Genomic DNA, 19,534 nt, shown 5'->3' with positions numbered 1-19,534 from the left:
CTGATTATGAATGGCAGTTACCATAACCGCTCAAAATCTGGCAGGCAATTAGCAAACCACTGACGTCAACGGCATACAAAAGAGGAAAAACAACGCGAGAGCATCAGATTTGGTGGAAACCTCTGTGATAAGGAAAGACGATGACCATTCATCATCCAAATGGCAGGTTGTACAGAAAATCATGCATTTTTAGCACCATGCGGGAAGGCGCTGACGACCAAAATTGAAATAAAATACTGCTAATGCATGATTAAGCAGAATAAACCGGATAACCAAGCCGGCCTATTCTGTCACCACATTACAGAGTACAAACTGAGATCAGTAGCTCTTCCATCCACTGATGGCCTTTATCGCGGCCTGCCGCTTCATGCCATGAGAGATAACAAGTACGTGTATTAAGCATCAGCGGTAAAGGCAATACCTGCAAAGGTAGGCCAAGAGCAAAGCGTTCAACCAACCAACGCGGCGCAATCGTCACCAAATGCGTTTGCGCGACAATGTTTAATACGCTGGTGACGGCCATCCCTTGATAGGCAATACGGCTCTTCTTTTCCGCCGTATCATACCAGGGCTCACTAAAGGAAGCATAATGGTCCAGCAAGACCACAGCATGTTGTTCATTGAATATACTGGCTTCGGTAACAAGGTTCTCAGTGCGTGGATGTTCTTTACTGGTTACCAGTACCATTTCGTCTTTAAATAATGGAACGCAAGAGAATTCAGGACGGTGAAATTCTTCGTAGCCGATCACAAATTCAATTTCCTGGTAACGCAATTGATGCTCTGTACTGTGATTAAGGCCTGTTTTAAACACCAGATTAATATTAGGTGCAGTCTTTTCAACACTATTGTAAATAATTGACGTTAAGAGGTTATCCAGCGGACAGCATACGCAAAGATTAAATGCACGTTCACTGCTCCGTGGATCAAATCCCGGACCGGGCAACTCATTTTGTACCAACTGTAATGCCTGACGGATTGAACCAAACAGTTGATATGAACGCGCAGTGGGTTGAATTCCACGTCCATAGCGGATAAAAAGCTCGTCGTTAAACATGATTTTAAGCCGCGCAACGGCATTACTCACAGCGGGTTGTGACATTCCCAGCACATGCGCCGCACGGGTAATGTTTTGTTCCTGCATCACCACATCAAAAACGGTAAGCAAATTAAGATCTACTGAACGCAACTGTGGTTTACCCACCTCGACAATCTCATGGTTGCCAATAGATTCCCCAGAAACATTGCAATCCGTCGTCATGATAAAACTCCCTTGACTGTGTAATAATAATATTCAGAAAGATGATTTATCATGCCTATAGCATTAATAGAAGCATAGCGTGAAAAATTAGGAACTTTTAATTTTCCAAATGGGTGACGTGACGATAAATAATACTATAATCAATAAAGAATTAATATATTTTTACTTTATCAAACATTCAGAAACTCATCGGGTGATAAAGATAACAGCCGTCCATCCCATAACGCAAAGCGTAAAAGGGTTGTTCTGTATAATTTACCTTAAAACTAGTAGCCGTCTATTAAAAAATACCCAATAGCGATTCGCACGAAATACGCATTTCATTCCAGGGAACAGGATAATTAACTGAAAAGCGGCCATACAATTTACCTGTTCTGAAGATGGTTTTCAGTAGCAGGGGTTGACTTTAACTAGCGTATCCAGTACCACTAAAAGCATAACGTTTTTCCTGGAGCTTGATTCATGATTCGTAACGTCGGTTTTGCTGGTCTACTACTACTAAACGCATCTCTTGTGCGCGGTAGACCGGTGGACGACATTCAGAATTGAATTGTCTGCCAGTTAAGACAGAAAACCCGCGCCTTGGCGCGGGTTTTTTTATGCTCGTAGCGAGGCGACCTCAGATAACAAGGATCTAAACCATGAGCCAGCAAGTCGTTATTTTCGATACTACATTACGTGATGGTGAACAGGCGTTACAGGCGAGCCTGAGCGTGAAAGAGAAGCTGCAAATCGCCCTGGCGCTGGAACGTATGGGCGTCGATGTGATGGAAGTCGGCTTTCCGGTGTCGTCCCCGGGTGATTTTGAATCCGTACAAACCATCGCACGCAATGTGAAAAACAGCCGCGTTTGCGCTCTCGCACGCTGTGTTGAAAAAGATATTGATGTCGCCGCGGAATCCCTGAAAGTCGCTGAAGCGTTCCGCATCCACACGTTTATCGCCACCTCACCGATGCATATCGCCACCAAGTTGCGCAGTACGCTGGATGAAGTGATTGAACGTGCAACTTACATGATCAAACGCGCGCGTAACTATACCGATGATGTGGAGTTCTCTTGCGAAGATGCGGGCCGTACGCCAATCGACGATCTGGCGCGAGTGGTCGAAGCCGCCATCAACGCCGGGGCAAAAACCATCAACATCCCGGATACCGTCGGCTACACCATGCCGTTTGAATTCGCCAATATCATCACCGGCTTGTATGACCGCGTACCGAACATCGATAAAGCCATTATCTCCGTACATACCCATGATGATTTAGGTCTGGCCGTTGGCAATGCCATCGCAGCGGTACACGCCGGTGCGCGCCAGGTTGAAGGAGCGATGAACGGTATCGGTGAACGTGCCGGTAACTGCTCGCTGGAAGAGGTGATCATGGCGATTAAGGTGCGCAAAGATATTATGAACGTGCACACCCGCATCAATCACAATGAAATCTGGCGCACCAGCCAGACCGTTAGCCAGATCTGCAATATGCCGATTCCGGCGAACAAAGCGATTGTCGGCACCGGCGCTTTCGCCCACTCCTCCGGTATTCACCAGGATGGCGTACTGAAAAACCGCGAAAACTACGAAATCATGACTCCAGAATCTATTGGTCTGAATCAGGTACAGTTAAACCTGACCTCCCGTTCCGGCCGTGCGGCGGTAAAACATCGGATGGAAGAGATGGGTTACCAGGAAGCCGATTACAACCTGGATAACCTGTACGAAGCGTTCCTGAAACTGGCAGATAAAAAAGGCCAGGTATTCGATTACGACCTGGAAGCGCTGGCGTTCATTAACAAACAGCAGGAAGAGCCAGAACATTTCCGCCTGGACTACTTCAGTGTGCAGTCCGGCTCCAACGACATCGCAACAGCCTCCATCAAGCTGGCCTGCGGTGATGAAATTAAAACTGAAGCCGCCAATGGTAACGGCCCGGTTGATGCCATCTACCAGGCTATTAACCGCGTCACCGAGTACGACATTGAGCTGGTGAAATATGGTCTCAGTGCCAAAGGCCACGGCAAAGATGCGCTGGGGCAGGTTGATATCGTCGCCAATTACAATGGCCGCCGCTTTCACGGTGTGGGTCTGGCGACCGATATCGTTGAGTCCTCAGCCAAAGCCATGGTGCATGTGCTGAACAATATCTGGCGCGCCGCCGAAGTCGAAAAAGAGTTGCAACGCAAAGCGCAGAACAAAGAGAACAACAAGGAAACCGTGTGATGTCGAAGAATTATCATATTGCTGTGTTACCGGGTGACGGTATCGGTCCGGAAGTCATGGCGCAAGCCCTGAAAGTACTGGACGCCGTGCGTTGCCGTTTCGGTATGCACATTACCACCAGCCATTATGACGTGGGCGGTATCGCTATCGACCGCCACGGCAACCCGCTGCCGCAGGCAACCATTGAAGGCTGTGAGCAGGCAGACGCCATTCTGTTTGGCTCCGTCGGCGGCCCCAAATGGGAAAATCTACCGCCAGCGCAGCAACCGGAGCGCGGTGCGCTGCTGCCGCTGCGTAAGCACTTTAAATTGTTCAGTAACCTGCGCCCGGCCAAACTGTATCAGGGGCTGGAAGCTTTCTGCCCGCTGCGTGAAGATATCGCCGCTAATGGCTTCGATATTCTGTGTGTGCGTGAACTGACTGGCGGTATTTACTTCGGCCAGCCGAAAGGCCGTGAAGGCAGCGGCCAGCATGAGAAGGCCTTCGATACCGAGGTCTATCATCGGTTTGAAATCGAGCGTATCTCGCGTATTGCGTTTGAATCAGCGCGTAAACGCCGTAAAAAAGTGCACTCGATTGATAAAGCCAACGTTCTGCAAACCTCTCTGCTCTGGCGCGAAATCGTCAACGAAATTGCCAGCGAATATCCGGATGTTGAACTGGTGCATATGTATATCGACAACGCAACTATGCAGCTGATTAAAGATCCGTCCCAGTTTGACGTGCTGCTGTGCTCTAACCTCTTCGGCGACATCCTCTCCGATGAGTGTGCGATGATCACCGGTTCAATGGGTATGCTGCCTTCAGCGAGCCTGAACGAACAGGGTTTTGGTCTGTACGAACCGGCGGGTGGCTCAGCCCCGGATATCGCCGGTAAAAATATTGCTAACCCAATTGCACAAATCCTGTCGCTGGCGCTGCTGCTGCGTTACAGCCTGGACGCTGGTGAAGCGGCTTCCGCTATTGAAAGCGCAATCAACCGAGCATTAGAAGAAGGCGTGCGTACCGGTGATTTAGCCCGTGGCGCTGCGGCTGTCAGTACCGATGAAATGGGTGATATTATTGCCCGTTATGTCGCCGAAGGGGTGTAATCATGGCTAAGAGTTTGTACGAAAAATTGTTTGATGCGCACGTTGTGTATGAAGCGCCAAACGAAACCCCATTGCTGTATATCGATCGCCATCTGGTGCACGAAGTGACCTCACCGCAGGCGTTTGACGGCCTGCGTGCGCACAACCGTCCGGTGCGCCAGCCGGGTAAAACCTTCGCCACCATGGATCATAACGTCTCTACACAGACCAAAGACATTAACGCTTCCGGCGAAATGGCGCGTATCCAGATGCAGGAATTGATCAAAAACTGCAACGAATTCGGCGTTGAGCTGTATGACCTGAATCACCCGTACCAGGGAATTGTCCACGTGATGGGGCCAGAACAGGGCATCACCTTGCCGGGTATGACCATTGTTTGTGGCGATTCGCACACCGCAACCCACGGCGCGTTTGGCGCGCTGGCCTTCGGTATCGGCACATCGGAAGTTGAGCATGTTCTGGCAACGCAGACACTGAAACAGGGTCGCGCTAAGACCATGAAAATCGAAGTGAAGGGTACCGCAGCACCGGGGATCACTGCCAAAGATATCGTATTAGCGATCATCGGCAAAACCGGTAGCGCAGGCGGCACCGGTCATGTGGTGGAATTCTGCGGTGATGCAATTCGTGCGTTGAGCATGGAAGGTCGCATGACGCTGTGCAATATGGCGATTGAGATGGGCGCGAAAGCCGGTCTTGTCGCACCGGACGACACCACCTTTAACTACGTGAAAGGCCGTCTGCACGCGCCGAAAGGCAAAGATTTTGATGATGCTGTCGCTTACTGGAAAACGTTGCACACCGACGAAGGGGCAACTTTCGACACCGTTGTGACCTTGCAGGCAGAAGAGATCGCGCCGCAGGTAACCTGGGGCACCAACCCGGGCCAGGTGATTTCGGTAACGGATATCATCCCCGATCCGGCATCGTTCGCCGATCCGGTTGAGCGCGCCTCCGCGGAAAAAGCGCTGGCTTACATGGGCCTGAAACCGGGCGTCCCACTGACTGAAGTGACGATTGATAAAGTGTTTATCGGTTCCTGCACAAACTCGCGTATCGAAGATTTACGCGCCGCTGCGGAGATCGCGAAAGGCCGCAAAGTCGCGCCTGGCGTACAGGCGCTGGTGGTGCCAGGTTCAGGTCCGGTGAAAGCACAGGCGGAAGCAGAAGGGCTGGATAAGATCTTTATCGAAGCCGGTTTCGAATGGCGTTTGCCTGGCTGCTCTATGTGCCTGGCAATGAATAACGACCGCCTGAACCCCGGCGAGCGTTGCGCCTCCACCAGTAACCGTAACTTTGAAGGCCGTCAGGGCCGCGGCGGACGCACGCATCTGGTCAGCCCGGCAATGGCTGCCGCTGCGGCGGTAACCGGTCATTTCGCCGATATTCGTAGCCTGTAAGGAGCTCACCATGGCAGAGAAATTTACCCAACACACCGGCCTGGTTGTTCCGCTGGATGCCGCCAACGTCGATACGGACGCTATTATCCCGAAACAGTTCCTGCAGAAGGTTACACGTACTGGTTTTGGCGCCCATCTGTTTAATGACTGGCGCTTCCTCGATGATAAAGGCGAGCAGCCGAACCCGGAGTTCGTGCTGAACTTTCCGCAATACAAAGGTGCCTCCATTTTGCTGGCACGCGAAAACTTTGGCTGCGGTTCCTCACGCGAGCATGCGCCGTGGGCGCTGACCGACTACGGCTTCAAAGTGGTGATTGCGCCGAGCTTCGCCGACATCTTCTATGGCAACAGCTTTAACAACCAGTTGCTGCCGGTAACGCTGGGCGAAGAGGATGTCGATGCGTTGTTCACGCTGGTGCAGAACAACCCGGGTACGACCTTTGAGGTGGATCTCGAAGAGCAGGTGGTCAAAGCGGGCGGGAAATCCTATAGCTTTAACATTGATGCCTTCCGCCGCCACTGCATGCTGAACGGTCTGGACAGCATTGGCCTGACGCTTCAGCATGAAGACGCGATTGCCGCTTACGAAAGCAAGCAACCGGCGTTTATGAGCTAACAGAAGCAGACTCCTTGCCGGATGGCGTTAGCGCTTATCCGGCAAGCAAATCGGTGCGATCGCCGCCATACATCTGGCAAACAAAAAGTTATGCCTCCCTCACGCGGCTGGTCAGCAGCAGCGACACCACGGAAATAACCGCAATCCCCACGTACACCGCCCCGTGACTAAAACTTTGCGCCAGCGCGCCCTGAATCACCCCGGCAAGAATCACTCCGGTTGAAATACTATTGGTAAACAGCGTTGTCGCCGAACCGACACGCCCCGGCATTAAATCCTGAAACCACAGCATACCGATACCGGCGACAATGCCGATAAAGATTGCGTTGAACAATTGCAGCACCAGCAGCGCTGTCTGGCTGTGAAAGAAGATCAGCCCCAGATAAAACACCACACCTGCGGCGACGGCTGTCACCATCATCCGTCGCTTGCCCAGATGTTTAACAAAATACCCGGCCAGGATCATCGCCGGGATCTCCAGGCCAGCAGCAGTACCCATCAGGATCCCGGCGAGTTTATCCGGCAGCCCCAGCTCCTGGCTAATCCACAGTGGCATGTCGATGATGTACATGGTGTTGCAGGTCCACATCAGCGTTGAGGCGATAAACAGCATGCGCACGTTCCTATCGCCCCAGCCGCTCACTTCCGTCACGGCGACGGTGGGCTGCGCCACACGCGGCACCGAGGGCAGCCAGAATGCAATCATCAACAGGCTTATAACAAAAAGCCCCGCAGCAATGATGAACATAGCGGTAAAACCGTAATTGAGTGCTAGCATAAATGCCAGCGGCGGGCCAATCACCCACGCCAGCGAGAGCTGCGCACGCATCACCGAACTGAACATCACCACTTCCCGCGCGGAACTGTCAGCATACTCGCGCGCCAGCGCAAAGAGCTGCGGCATTGCGGTATTGGCGAGCGAGGCCAGCAGCACGCCACAGGTGATAAGCGTCAGATAGTGACGGTTGAAGGCAAACAGCAGTGCGTTACCCACCGCCATCAGACAGCAAAAGAGGATCAGCTTGCGACGATCGCCCTGGTTATCAGAACGTTTTGCCAGCCACAGGCTGACCAGGATCCCAGCTACCGCGTTGACGGTATAAAACAACCCAATCCAGAAAGGCTGAGCCCCCACTTCACGACTGAGAAACAGGCTCAGCGTCGGCGCCTGCACCGCACCAGCAACCCCCATCATAAACGCAACGATCATAAAAGCGACGTAAACACCGTTGAGACGGCGTCCCATCGTCATTAACCAGAGCATGAACGTTTCCTTTCCAAAAGCGGCAAAAACCGCAGAAATCATAAACGAAAAAAGCCAGCAAAAATATTTTGCTGGCGTAGGCGGATTTGCGCCTAATACTCAGTCACACATGATGGCCGCGATTCAGTCCTTCGAGATCGGCGTTGTCACTTCCCACTGCATCAGTTCTTCCAGCATTTTCAGGCGCTGCCCTGCACTCTGATGGGCGAGCCAGCACACATCCTGTGTGGCGCGAAAATAAGCCAGATAAAACCGTCGTATGGATGATCTCTGCATAGCACCTCCTCGCTTTCATCGAAGAGAAGTATTGGCTTAATATAGGGATAAATAAATTGCTGAGTTTTTACCAGGAGTTCCTCTTTTATGTCCTCTGGCCGCCTGCAACAGCAGTTCATCCGTTTGTGGCAATGCTGCGACGGAAAATCTCAGGAAACCACACTTAATGAGCTGGCCGATCTGCTCAGTTGCTCGCGCCGTCATATGCGCACGCTGCTGAATACGATGCAGGAACGCGGCTGGCTAAAATGGGATGCGGAAGCGGGGCGTGGCAAGCGTTCGCGTCTAACGTTCCTCTATACCGGGCTGGCGCTCCAGCAGCAGCGGGCGGAAGATCTGCTGGAGCAGGATCGTATCGATCAGCTGGTTCAGTTAGTGGGCGATAAAGAAGCCGTCCGCCAGATGCTCGTCTCCCATCTCGGACGGACCTTTCGCCAGGGGCGACATATCCTGCGAGTGCTCTATTATCGCCCGCTGCGCAACCTGCTGCCTGGCACGCCATTACGACGTTCCGAAACCCATATGGCGCGGCAAATATTTAGTGCGTTGACGCGAATAAATGAGGAAAATGGGGAACTGGAAGCGGATATTGCTCATCACTGGAAAGCGATTTCCCCTTTACACTGGCGCTTTTATTTACGTCCAGGCATCCGCTTTCATAATGGCCGCGAGCTGGAAATGAGTGATGTGATCGTTTCCCTGCAACGAGCGACCGCCCTGCCGCTCTATTCGCACATCCGCGAGGTCGTCTCCCCAACCCCCTGGACGTTGGATATTCATCTCTGGCAGCCAGATAACTGGCTCCCTTGGTTGATGGGGCATGTGCCTTCCATGATCCTGCCGCGAGAGTGGAACACCCTGCCCCATTTCTCCAGCCAGCCGATTGGCACCGGCCCGTATGCCGTGGTGCGCAATAACAATAACCAATTGAAGATTCATGCTTTTGATGACTATTTCGGCTTCCGCGCCCTGATTGATGAAGTGAATGTCTGGGTGCTACCGGATCTCAGCGACGATCCGATCTGCGGGCTGACGCTCGAAGGGCCGACTGGCGATGAAAAAGAAGTCGAAAGCCGCCTGGAAGAGGGCTGCTATTATTTGCTATTTGACGCGCGTTCCAGTTGTGGTGCCAGCCCGGCGGTTAGAGAGTGGGTAAGCCAGATCCTCTCCCCCGCCAGCCTGTTATGGCATGCCGACGAGCGCTATCAACGTTACTGGTTCCCGGCCTATGGCTTGTTGCCGCGCTGGCATCATGCCCGACCTGGCGTCGGCGAGAAGCCTGCCGGGCTGGAATCCCTGACGCTCACCTTCTACCGCGAACATAACGAGCACGAGGCGCTCTCCCGTATCATGAGCGATTTACTGGCAGAACAGGGAGTAAGGCTTCACATACAAAGGGTGGAGTACGCCGAGTGGTACCGGGGTGAAGCGACCAGTGATCTGTGGCTTAACAGCGCCAACTTTACGCTGCCGCTCAACTTCTCGGTCTTTGCCAACTTGTATGAAGTGCCGTTGTTGCAGCACTGTATTCCTGGCGACTGGCAGGTCGCCGCCACCGAGTGGCGCGCCGGAAAGATGAACCTTGCCGCCTGGTCTCAGCAGTTACTGGCCAGTAAAGCGATGGTACCGTTAATCCATCACTGGCTTAGGATCCAGGGGCAACGCAGTATGCGCGGGTTGCGTATGAATACGCTGGGCTGGTTTGACTTTAAATCGGCCTGGTATGCGCCGCCCGATCCATAACGCTTTCGCATTTTTTACCAAATCATTACAATAGCGGCGTTCTCAACGGGGTGCTGCGCCAACGGCGTGTGCTGAGAAAATACCCGTCGAACCTGATCCGGATAACGCCGGCGAAGGGATTTGAGGCTGCCTCTCAAAATCCTTTGCCACCCATTTTTTGAGGTGCAAAGTGTTAAAAAAATCATTGCTATTACTGCTGTTGGTTGCCGCTCCTGTTTTTGCCAAACCTGTATTAACCGTCTACACCTACGACTCCTTCTCCGCTGACTGGGGCCCCGGCCCGGCAGTGAAGAAAGCCTTTGAAGGCGATTGCAACTGCGAACTGAAATTTGTGGCGCTGGAGGATGGCGTCTCGCTACTCAACCGTCTGCGTATGGAAGGCAAAAACAGCAAAGCGGATGTGGTACTTGGGTTGGATAACAATCTGCTGGAAGCGGCAACGCAAACCAAACTGTTCGCCAAAAGCGGCGTAGCGACGGATGCCGTCAAGGTGCCTGGCGGCTGGAAAAACGACACTTTTGTGCCGTTCGACTACGGCTGGTTCGCCTTCGTTTACGATAAAAACAAACTGAAAAACCCGCCGAAAAGCCTGAAAGAACTGGTGGAAAGCGACCAAAAATGGCGCGTGATCTATGAAGATCCCCGCACCAGCACACCCGGCCTAGGCCTGCTGTTGTGGATGCAAAAAGTGTACGGCGACAAAGCCCCGGACGCCTGGCAGAAGCTGGCAGCCAAAACGGTGACTGTCACCAAAGGCTGGAGCGAAGCCTACGGTCTGTTCCTGAAAGGGGAAAGCGATCTGGTGCTGAGTTACACCACATCGCCCGCCTACCATCTGATTGAAGAGAAAAAAGACAACTATGCAGCGGCGAATTTCAGCGAAGGGCATTATTTGCAGGTTGAAGTCGCCGCCCGCACTGCTGCCAGCAAACAGCCGGAACTGGCGGAAAAGTTTTTGAAATTTATGGTGTCTCCGGCATTCCAGAACACTATCGCCACCGGCAACTGGATGTACCCGGTCAGCAATGTACCGCTACCGACCGGGTTTGATACGCTGCAAAAACCGCAAACCTCGCTTGAATTCACCCCGCAAGAAGTCGCGGCTCAACGTGCATCATGGATTAATGCATGGCAACGCGCCGTCAGCCGCTGATTGCCGGCTGGCTGCTTCCCGGCCTCACCGCCGCCGCGCTGATGGTGGCGGTGGCACTGTCCGCCTTCCTGGCACTGTGGCAAAGCGCGCCGCTAACCGACCTGCCGGCCTTCTGGCACGACAGCTATCTGTGGCATGTGGTGCGTTTCTCTTTCTGGCAGGCCTTTCTCTCTGCCCTGCTCTCCGTTTTCCCGGCGATATTTCTTGCCCGTGCCCTGTATCGACGGCGTTTTGCGGGCCGCCTCGCGCTACTGCGTCTGTGCGCCATGACGCTGATTCTGCCAGTGCTGGTGGCAGTGTTCGGCATTCTCAGCGTGTATGGCCGCCAGGGCTGGCTGGCCTCGCTCTGGCATATTTTCGGGCTGGAGTGGCATTTCTCGCCCTATGGCCTGCAAGGCATCTTGCTGGCACATGTGTTCTTTAACCTGCCGATGGCGGCGCGATTGCTGCTGCAAGCACTGGAGCAGATCCCCGGCGAACAGCGCCAGCTTGCCGCGCAGTTAGGCATGCGCGGCTGGGCGTTTTTCCGCTTTGTTGAATGGCCGTGGCTGCGCCGCCAGATTCCGCTAACCGCAGCGCTAATCTTTATGCTCTGTTTCGCCAGCTTCGCCACGGTGCTGTCGTTAGGCGGCGGACCTCAGGCCACCACCATTGAGCTGGCGATCTATCAGGCGCTGAGTTTTGATTTTGATCCGGCCCGCGCCGCGCTGCTGGCGCTGATGCAGATGATCTGCTGCCTCGGCCTGGTGCTGTTAAGCCAGCGCATGAGTAAAGCCATTGCCGTCGGTAGCCATCAGATCCAGGGCTGGCGTAATCCGGAAGATCACTTATTCAGCCGAATAACAGATATCGCCCTGATTGTGCTGGCGCTGCTGTTACTGCTGCCGCCGCTGCTGGCGGTGATCGTTGATGGCTTCAATTTGAGTCTGTTGAAAGTGCTGAGCAGACCGATTCTCTGGCAGGCAACGGCTACATCGCTGCGCATTGCACTGGCCGCCGGGTTGCTGTGTGTCGTGTTGACAATGATGCTACTGTGGAGCAGCCGCGAACTGCGCGCTCGCCAGCAAACAATGGCCGGACAGGCGCTGGAGTTGAGCGGTATGCTTATCCTTGCGATGCCGGGGATTGTGCTGGCAACCGGCTTCTTCCTGCTGCTCAATAACAGTATCGGGTTGCCCGCTTCCGCCGACGGTATCGTGATTTTCACCAATGCGCTGATGGCCATCCCTTACGCATTAAAAGTGCTGGAAAACCCGATGCGCGACCTTACCGCCCGCTATAGCATGCTGTGTCAGTCGCTCGGAATGCAGGGCTTCCGCCGTCTTTGGGTGGTGGAGCTACGCGCGCTGCAACGCCCGCTGGCGCAGGCGCTGGCATTCGCCTGCGTATTGTCGATTGGCGATTTCGGTGTGGTGGCGCTATTTGGTAATGACGACTTTCGTACGCTACCGTTTTATCTTTATCAGCAAATTGGTTCCTATCGCAGCCAGGATGGCGCGGTAACGGCGCTGATCCTGCTGTTGCTCTGCTTTATCTTATTCACTGTGATTGAAAAACTTCCGGGCCGCCATGTTAAGACTGATTGATGTCACCTGGCTTTATCAGCATCTGCCGATGCGTTTCACCCTGACGGTAAAAGCGGGTGAACAGATAGCCATTCTCGGGCCGAGCGGCGCGGGGAAAAGCACCTTGCTGAATCTGATTGCCGGTTTTCTTACCCCGGCGAGAGGCACATTAACCATTGCAGGCAACGATCATACCCACACGCCGCCATCGCAGCGCCCGGTATCCATGCTGTTTCAGGAGAACAATCTGTTCACGCATCTTACGGTATGGCAGAACATTGGGCTGGGGCTTAATCCGGGACTGAAGTTAAACAGCGAACAACAACAAACATTGCACCAAATCGCCGATACCATGGGGCTGAAAGAATTACTGCATCGCCTGCCAGAACAGTTGTCCGGTGGTCAGCGCCAGCGTGTCGCCCTCGCCCGCTGCCTGGTGCGCGAGCAGCCGGTGTTACTGCTGGATGAACCGTTCTCCGCGCTCGACCCGGCGCTGCGCCAGGAGATGTTATTGCTGGTGCAGGAGGTGTGCCGCCGCCAGCACCTGACATTATTGATGGTTTCGCACAACGTTGAGGATGCGTCGCGCATTGCAGAACGCTCGCTGGTGGTTGCCGATGGACGAATTGCCTGGGACGGAAAAACAGATGACCTGCTGAGCGGCAAATCATCGGCCTCTGCGCTGCTGGGTATCCGCGGTCAGTGACCGCGGATCACTTTCCCCAGAATCGAGAGATATACACTGGCATCAATGGGTGATCGATCAGCGCGACCGCAGCCGCGATGCTCGCCACCAGCATTCCCGGTGCCAACAAAAGCAAACGCGGACGCGGCAGATAACGGGTTAACTTATCCACCCCCGCCTTGCCGGAACGCCACAGACGCCAGCACAGCCAGCACGCCAGCCACAACAGCACAGCAGTCAGCAGCAACAGCCATTTGAAGTTGCCGCTTTGCATATCGGCAGGAATATCAATCGCCGCACCAGCCAGAATACCAGGCAGGAAATAGAACGGCGGCCAGAGCAGGCAGCCAATAATGTTCGGCAGAAGGAATTTGCGTACCGGCAGATCGAGCATACCTGCAACCATTGGCACCAGCGGACGGGTTGGCCCAACAAAACGCCCAACCAGAATGGTAAACATGCTGTGCTGATGCAACGCGTGCTCGGTCTTATCCAGCAGCGCTTTGTTCTTTTTCATAAAAGACAAGCGGTGCAGCGGAGCTTTAAAGCGCCAGCCCAGCCAGAACGAGATCCAGTCGCCCAGCAGGCAACCGATAATCCCCGCCAGCCACGCCTGCCAGAAATTAACTTCGCCGCTACCAATCAGCGCGCCCAGCCCGGCCATCATCACCGTTCCGGGCAGAATTAACCCGACCAGCGCCAGCGATTCAAAAAATGCCACCAACGCAATGGCCGCCAGCGAGTATATTGCCGATTGCGTAATAAAATGTTCCAGCAGTGCTTCCATAACCCGTCCTGTTCAGCATGAAGGCTGGATTCTCCGGAGTGACTCCGTGAGCGTCAACCTTTCAATTATCTGAAATTTTTACAGGCTATACCCGTCATACTTCAAGCTGCATGTGCGTTGGCTTTCCTCGCTCACCCCAGTCACTTACTGAAGTAAGCTCCTGGGGATTCACTGCGTCGCCGCCTTCCCGCAACTCGAATTATTTAGGGTATCTGTCGCATTGCCGAACCTTTTATTGCCAAACTTTACGTTTTATTCGCACCCCGCACGGAATTCGCTGGGGCTGGCACCGGTGCATTTTTTAAATACCCGGGAAAAATAGAGCTGATCATCAAAGCCAACATTACGCCCAACACTGGCTATCGGCATCCGCGTGGTGCTAAGCAGCAATTTTGCCTGACTAATGCGCTGATCCTCGCGCCAGCTCAGCACACTCACGCCCAGTTGCTGACGAAAAAGGTGCGACAGCCGCGACGGTGACAGACAAACATGTTGTGCCACGCTGGCGATATCAAAATGGTTGTCCGCCAGGTGATCGCTAATGTACTGGCAAGCGTCGCGCACGCGGTTATCCAGCGGTGGATGCAACGATTCGTTGATCGCCTCCATGCGCCGCAGCAATAACTGCTCCAGCAGGTTGATCGCCAGCAGTTCAGCATAACGACCGCCACTTTGCCCGGCATCAATAATTTGTGCAAAAAGCTCACGAAAACGCTGCATGTTGCCGTCATCAGGACGGTAAAATCCCGTCTGGGAAAACAATGTCGGCCAGTTAAGCCACTCATGCCAGTAGGCGCGCGGGCGGAAGTAAACCCACTGGTGATACCACTCCGACGCATCGGGATGACGACCGTAGTGGTGAATTTCCCCCGGCGGAAACAGCAAAATATCCCCAGGACGGCAGATAAACTGCTTACCGCTGTTTTTTACCACCCCTTCTCCCTTCACTGTCAGGTTGAGAATATAACCCTTCATCCCCAGAGGCCGATCGATGAAAAAGTCGAGATAGCCTTCCGAATCAATCGGCGTTAACCCCGCAACCAGATGCGCGTTAAACGAGTACCCAGGCAACAGTGGATCGTTTTGTGATTCAGCCATAAACGCAATACTCCCATACCCGGTAAGGAAACCAATTGTCCATATTGATAAACCCTTTATCCTGCGGCGTCCCGCCGCCCTGAGGCGCAGCATACTGGTACGGATCAATCCCGCCAGACAAAAGCAATTACGCCTCTTTTTCGCTCTGAAATGGACTCAAAAGGGATAACGAAAGTGTCTATAAAGGTGGCAGAAATGTCCACATCGAATTTTTGCACGGCGTCACACTTTGCATTGCCATAGCATTTTTATCCATAAGATTAGCGAATCCTGCCTGACGGTTTTAAGCGCCGCTCACTATGGTTTTCCTAACGGTTATTCTTCTTGGAGCAACATACATGGCAATCACAATTGGCCTCGATTTCGGCAGCGATTCAGTACGTGCGCTGGCGGTAGACTGCACATCCGGGGCGGAGATCGCCACCAGCGTTGAGTGGTATCCGCGCTGGCAGGAGGGGCGTTATTGCGATGCGCCGAACAATCAATTTCGCCACCACCCACGCGACTACATCGAGTCGATGGAAGCCGCACTGAAAAGTGTGCTGGCGGAACTCAGCGCCGAACAGCGCGCAGCGATTAAAGGCATCGGTGTGGACAGCACCGGCTCGACACCTGCGCCAATCGACGCGGAAGGGCGCGTTCTGGCTTTACGTCCGGAGTTCGCCGACAACCCGAATGCCATGTTTGTGCTGTGGAAAGACCACACCGCCGTCGAAGAGGCAGAAGCCATCACCCGCCTGTGCCATAGCGCCGGTAAAACTGACTACTCACGCTACATTGGCGGCATTTATTCCAGCGAATGGTTCTGGGCCAAGATCCTGCATGTCACCCGCGCTGACAGCGCCGTTGCTCAGGCAGCCGTTTCCTGGATTGAACTGTGCGACTGGGTACCGGCTCTGCTCTCGGGAACGACGCGTCCGGAGTCGATCCGTCGCGGACGTTGCAGCGCCGGGCATAAATCACTGTGGCATGAAAGCTGGGGCGGCTTGCCACCGGCAGCATTCTTTGACGATCTGGATCCAATTATCAATAAACACCTGCGCTGGCCGTTGTTTACCGACACGTACACCGCAGACCTGCCGGTCGGCACGCTGACCGCCGAATGGGCGCAGCGCCTGGGGCTTTCCGAATCCGTGGTGATTTCAGGCGGCGCATTCGACTGCCATATGGGTGCTGTCGGCGCGGGCGCACAGCCCAACACGCTAGTGAAAGTGATTGGTACCTCTACCTGCGACATTCTGATTGCCGACAAGCAGAGCGTCGGTAATCGCACGGTGAAAGGGATCTGCGGTCAGGTGGATGGCAGTGTAGTGCCCGATTTTATCGGCCTCGAAGCCGGGCAATCTGCCTTTGGCGATATCTATGCCTGGTTTGGCCGCATCCTCGGCTGGCCACTGGAGCAACTGGCGCAGCAGCACCCGGAACTGAAAGCACAAATTAAAGTGCAGCAGAAACAGTTGCTACCCGCCCTGACTGATGCATGGGTTAAAAACCCGTCGCTCGAACATCTGCCGGTGGTGCTCGACTGGTTTAACGGCCGCCGCACACCAAACGCCAACCAGCGTCTGAAAGGGGTGATCACCGATCTGAATCTGGCTACCGATGCGCCCGCGCTGTTTGGCGGCCTGATTGCCGCCACCGCCTTTGGTGCACGCGCCATTATGGAGTGCTTCACCGAGCAGGGTATCGCCGTGGATAACGTGATGGCACTCGGCGGTATTGCCCGCAAAAACCTCGGCGTGATGCAGGCCTGCTGCGACGTACTTAACCGTCCATTGCAGGTGGTGGCTTCTGAACAGTGCTGCGCGCTGGGCGCCGCGATTTTCGCCGCCGTAGCCGCAGAGATACATGCGGATATCCCGGCAGCACAGCGCTTGATGGCCAGCGCCATCGAGAAAACCCTACAGCCTTCGGCACAGGCGCAACAGTTTGAACGGCTCTACCGCCGCTACCAACAGTGGGCGAAAAGCGCCGAGCAGCACTATCTCCCTTCCGCCGCGACAACCTCACAAGCCGCGTTAACTCATTAAGGACAAGATCATGACTATTTTTGACAATTATGAAGTGTGGTTCGTTATTGGCAGCCAGCACCTGTACGGCCCGGAAGCCCTGAAACAGGTGACAAAGCATGCCGAGCAGGTGGTCAACGCCCTTAATGCGGAAGCGAAATTGCCCTGTAAGTTGGTGCTGAAGCCACTGGGAACCTCGCCGGATGAGATCACCGCAATCTGCCGCGACGCTAACTACGATGACAAATGCGCCGGGATGGTGGTGTGGCTGCATACCTTCTCCCCGGCAAAAATGTGGATTAACGGCCTGACCATCCTCAATAAGCCGTTGCTGCAATTCCATACCCAGTTCAACGCGTCCCTGCCGTGGGACAGCATCGATATGGACTTTATGAACCTGAACCAGACTGCGCACGGCGGCCGCGAGTTCGGCTTTATCGGCGCACGCATGCGTCTGCAACACAGCGTGGTAACCGGCCACTGGCAGGATAGCCATGCTCATGCGCGCATTGGCGCGTGGATGCGTCAGGCAGTTTCAAAACAGGATACCCGCCATCTGAAAGTGGTGCGCTTTGGCGATAACATGCGCGAAGTGGCGGTGACCGACGGCGATAAAGTCTCCGCACAGATCAAGTTTGGCTTCTCTGTGAACACCTGGGGTGTTGGCGATCTGGTGCAGGTAGTGAACGCAGTTAGCGATGGTGATATCAACGCGTTGGTGGACGAGTACGAGAGCAGCTACCGCCTGGCACCTGCGGCACAAGTTCACGGCGACAAACGGCAGAACGTGCTGGATGCCGCGCGCATCGAACTGGGGATAAAACACTTCCTTGAAGAAGGCGGTTTCCATGCCTTTACCACCACCTTCGAAGATCTGCACGGCCTGAAACAACTGCCGGGTCTGGCGGTACAGCGTCTGATGCAGCAAGGATATGGCTTTGCTGGTGAAGGTGACTGGAAGACCGCCGCGCTGCTGCGCATCATGAAAGTGATGTCCGGGGGTTTAAGCGGTGGCACCTCCTTTATGGAGGATTACACCTACCACTTTGAGAAAGGCAACGACCTGGTACTTGGTTCTCACATGCTGGAAGTGTGCCCGTCTATCGCTACTGATGAGAAACCGACGCTGGATGTGCAATACCTGGGTATCGGCGGCAAAGCCGATCCGGCACGGTTGATTTTCTCGACCAAAACAGGACCGGCGATCAATGCCAGCCTGATCGACCTGGGCGATCGCTTCCGCCTGCTGGTGAACTGCATCGATGCGGTCAAGACCCCGCACGATCTGCCGAAACTGCCGGTGGCGAATGCACTGTGGAAAGCACAGCCGGATTTACCGACCGCTTCTGAAGCCTGGATCCTGGCGGGCGGCGCGCACCACACTGTCTTTAGCCATGCTCTGACGCTGGATGACATGCGCCAGTTCAGCGAACTGCATGACATCGAACTGACGGTTATCGACAACGATACCCGCCTGTCGGCATTTAAAGATACGCTGCGCTGGAACGAAGTCTATTACGGTTCAAAACGCTAAGCGCAGATGTTCGCGCCGGGTGGCGCTTCGTTTATCGGCCTGTGGGTTTCCGTAGGCCGGATAAACGCTAGCACCATCCGGCAATAGCAGGAGAAAGAAATGCTCGAAGATCTTAAACGTCAGGTGCTGGAAGCCAACCTGGCGCTGCCGAAACACAATCTGGTGACGCTGACCTGGGGCAATGTCAGTGCGGTTGATCGCGCACGAGACGTGCTGGTGATCAAACCTTCTGGCGTTGATTACAGCGTAATGACCGCCGACGATATGGTGGTCGTCAATATCACTACCGGAGAAGTGGTTGAAGGCAACAAAAAACCATCGTCGGATACCCCAACGCACCGCCTGTTGTACCAGGCTTTTCCTGGCGTTGGCGGCATCGTGCATACCCATTCCCGCCATGCCACCATCTGGGCGCAGGCCGGCCAGCCGATTCCGGCAATCGGCACCACGCATGCGGACTATTTTTACGGCGAGATCCCCTGCACCCGTAAGATGAGCGATGACGAAATCAACGGGGAATACGAGTGGGAAACCGGCAATGTAATTGTCGAAACCTTTGAAAAACAGGGTATCGATTCCACCCAAATGCCCGGCGTGCTGGTGCATTCTCACGGGCCTTTCGCCTGGGGAAAAAGCGCCGATGACGCGGTACACAACGCGATTGTGCTGGAAGAAGTGGCTTATATGGGCATCTTCTGTCGCCAGCTCGACCCGCGTCTGCCTGCCATGCAGCAAACGCTGCTGGATAAACACTACCTGCGTAAACACGGCGCCAAAGCTTACTACGGACAATAGCCAATAACTGTATAAAACCACAGCATAACTGTGTAAGCCAGGCT

17 protein-coding genes and 1 riboswitch are annotated in these 19,534 nt (G+C 54.3%); of the genes, 12 read left to right on the top strand and 5 right to left on the bottom strand.

Features of this window, described 5'->3' with window-relative positions:
- Nucleotides 1–298: 298 nt before the first annotated feature.
- Entirely contained in the window at nt 299–1,261 is a 963-nt protein-coding gene (gene leuO / locus GA0061070_RS00750; protein WP_090132806.1) for a transcriptional regulator LeuO, read from the bottom strand.
- Between the two features lie 462 nt (nt 1,262–1,723).
- Here leuO and leuL point away from each other — a divergent pair, with 462 nt between their 5' ends.
- The 5 genes from leuL (at nt 1,724) to leuD (ending at nt 6,581) form a co-directional block, all read left to right on the top strand.
- A complete protein-coding gene (gene leuL / locus GA0061070_RS25915; protein ID WP_139109718.1) occupies nt 1,724–1,810 on the top strand; it encodes a leu operon leader peptide in 87 nt (28 codons plus the stop codon).
- Nucleotides 1,811–1,902: 92 nt separating this feature from the next.
- Nucleotides 1,903–3,474, top strand: a complete 1,572-nt coding sequence (gene leuA / locus GA0061070_RS00745) for a 2-isopropylmalate synthase (RefSeq protein WP_090132804.1) — start codon at nt 1,903–1,905, stop codon at nt 3,472–3,474.
- The gene (gene leuB, locus GA0061070_RS00740) at nt 3,474–4,565 is read left to right on the top strand and encodes a 3-isopropylmalate dehydrogenase (RefSeq protein ID WP_090132802.1); all 1,092 of its coding nucleotides are present in this window, start codon (nt 3,474–3,476) and stop codon (nt 4,563–4,565) included. Before leuA ends, leuB begins: the two co-directional genes overlap by 1 nt.
- A 2-nt stretch (nt 4,566–4,567) precedes the next feature.
- Nucleotides 4,568–5,965 (top strand): 3-isopropylmalate dehydratase large subunit, encoded by a 1,398-nt coding sequence (leuC, locus tag GA0061070_RS00735; RefSeq protein ID WP_090132800.1) that lies wholly within the window; start codon nt 4,568–4,570, stop codon nt 5,963–5,965.
- Between the two features lie 10 nt (nt 5,966–5,975).
- Complete coding sequence (leuD, locus tag GA0061070_RS00730) at nt 5,976–6,581, top strand: 3-isopropylmalate dehydratase small subunit (RefSeq protein ID WP_090132798.1); 606 nt, start codon at nt 5,976–5,978, stop codon at nt 6,579–6,581.
- Nucleotides 6,582–6,669: 88 nt separating this feature from the next.
- On the opposite strand, the gene GA0061070_RS00725 is transcribed toward leuD, so the two are convergent.
- Together GA0061070_RS00725 and sgrT are read right to left on the bottom strand one after the other, a co-directional pair.
- Nucleotides 6,670–7,845, bottom strand: a complete 1,176-nt coding sequence (locus GA0061070_RS00725; RefSeq protein WP_090132796.1) for a sugar efflux transporter — start codon at nt 7,843–7,845, stop codon at nt 6,670–6,672.
- A 123-nt stretch (nt 7,846–7,968) separates the two neighbouring features.
- The gene (sgrT, locus tag GA0061070_RS00720; protein WP_090132794.1) at nt 7,969–8,121 is read right to left on the bottom strand and encodes a glucose uptake inhibitor SgrT; all 153 of its coding nucleotides are present in this window, start codon (nt 8,119–8,121) and stop codon (nt 7,969–7,971) included.
- Nucleotides 8,122–8,208: 87 nt separating this feature from the next.
- On the opposite strand from sgrT, the gene sgrR reads away from it, so the two are divergent.
- The 4 genes from sgrR to thiQ all read left to right on the top strand — a co-directional run bounded on the left by sgrR (nt 8,209) and on the right by thiQ (nt 13,288).
- Complete coding sequence (gene sgrR / locus GA0061070_RS00715) at nt 8,209–9,864, top strand: HTH-type transcriptional regulator SgrR (RefSeq protein WP_090132792.1); 1,656 nt, start codon at nt 8,209–8,211, stop codon at nt 9,862–9,864.
- Nucleotides 9,865–9,900: 36 nt separating this feature from the next.
- Nucleotides 9,901–10,001, top strand: a riboswitch (TPP riboswitch).
- A gap of 32 nt (nt 10,002–10,033) precedes the next feature.
- Entirely contained in the window at nt 10,034–11,017 is a 984-nt protein-coding gene (gene thiB, locus GA0061070_RS00710) for a thiamine ABC transporter substrate binding subunit (RefSeq protein ID WP_090132790.1), read from the top strand.
- Nucleotides 10,993–12,603, top strand: a complete 1,611-nt coding sequence (gene thiP, locus GA0061070_RS00705; protein WP_090132788.1) for a thiamine/thiamine pyrophosphate ABC transporter permease ThiP — start codon at nt 10,993–10,995, stop codon at nt 12,601–12,603. Before thiB ends, thiP begins: the two co-directional genes overlap by 25 nt.
- Nucleotides 12,587–13,288: a thiamine ABC transporter ATP-binding protein ThiQ gene (gene thiQ / locus GA0061070_RS00700; RefSeq protein WP_090132786.1), complete on the top strand. Its 702-nt coding sequence runs from the start codon at nt 12,587–12,589 to the stop codon at nt 13,286–13,288. The genes thiP and thiQ overlap by 17 nt, the downstream gene beginning before the upstream one ends.
- A 7-nt stretch (nt 13,289–13,295) precedes the next feature.
- Here the strand turns inward: thiQ and GA0061070_RS00695 are convergent, their stop codons facing one another.
- Both GA0061070_RS00695 and araC read right to left on the bottom strand, forming a co-directional pair.
- The gene (locus GA0061070_RS00695) at nt 13,296–14,054 is read right to left on the bottom strand and encodes a DedA family protein (RefSeq protein WP_090132784.1); all 759 of its coding nucleotides are present in this window, start codon (nt 14,052–14,054) and stop codon (nt 13,296–13,298) included.
- Between the two features lie 252 nt (nt 14,055–14,306).
- Complete coding sequence (gene araC / locus GA0061070_RS00685) at nt 14,307–15,152, bottom strand: arabinose operon transcriptional regulator AraC (protein ID WP_090132782.1); 846 nt, start codon at nt 15,150–15,152, stop codon at nt 14,307–14,309.
- Between the two features lie 338 nt (nt 15,153–15,490).
- Here araC and araB point away from each other — a divergent pair, with 338 nt between their 5' ends.
- From araB to araD, 3 genes are all read left to right on the top strand, one after another.
- On the top strand, nt 15,491–17,182 hold the full coding sequence (gene araB, locus GA0061070_RS00680; protein ID WP_090132780.1) for a ribulokinase: 1,692 nt from the start codon (nt 15,491–15,493) through the stop codon (nt 17,180–17,182).
- Between the two features lie 10 nt (nt 17,183–17,192).
- Nucleotides 17,193–18,695: an L-arabinose isomerase gene (gene araA / locus GA0061070_RS00675; protein WP_090132778.1), complete on the top strand. Its 1,503-nt coding sequence runs from the start codon at nt 17,193–17,195 to the stop codon at nt 18,693–18,695.
- 99 nt (nt 18,696–18,794) lie between these two features.
- On the top strand, nt 18,795–19,490 hold the full coding sequence (gene araD, locus GA0061070_RS00670) for an L-ribulose-5-phosphate 4-epimerase (protein ID WP_090132776.1): 696 nt from the start codon (nt 18,795–18,797) through the stop codon (nt 19,488–19,490).
- Nucleotides 19,491–19,534 lie beyond the last annotated feature (44 nt).

The sequence above is a fragment of the Kosakonia oryziphila genome, assembly GCF_900094795.1.
Lineage (GTDB): Bacteria > Pseudomonadota > Gammaproteobacteria > Enterobacterales > Enterobacteriaceae > Kosakonia > Kosakonia oryziphila.
This window is presented reverse-complemented; position numbering and strand designations above follow the sequence as displayed.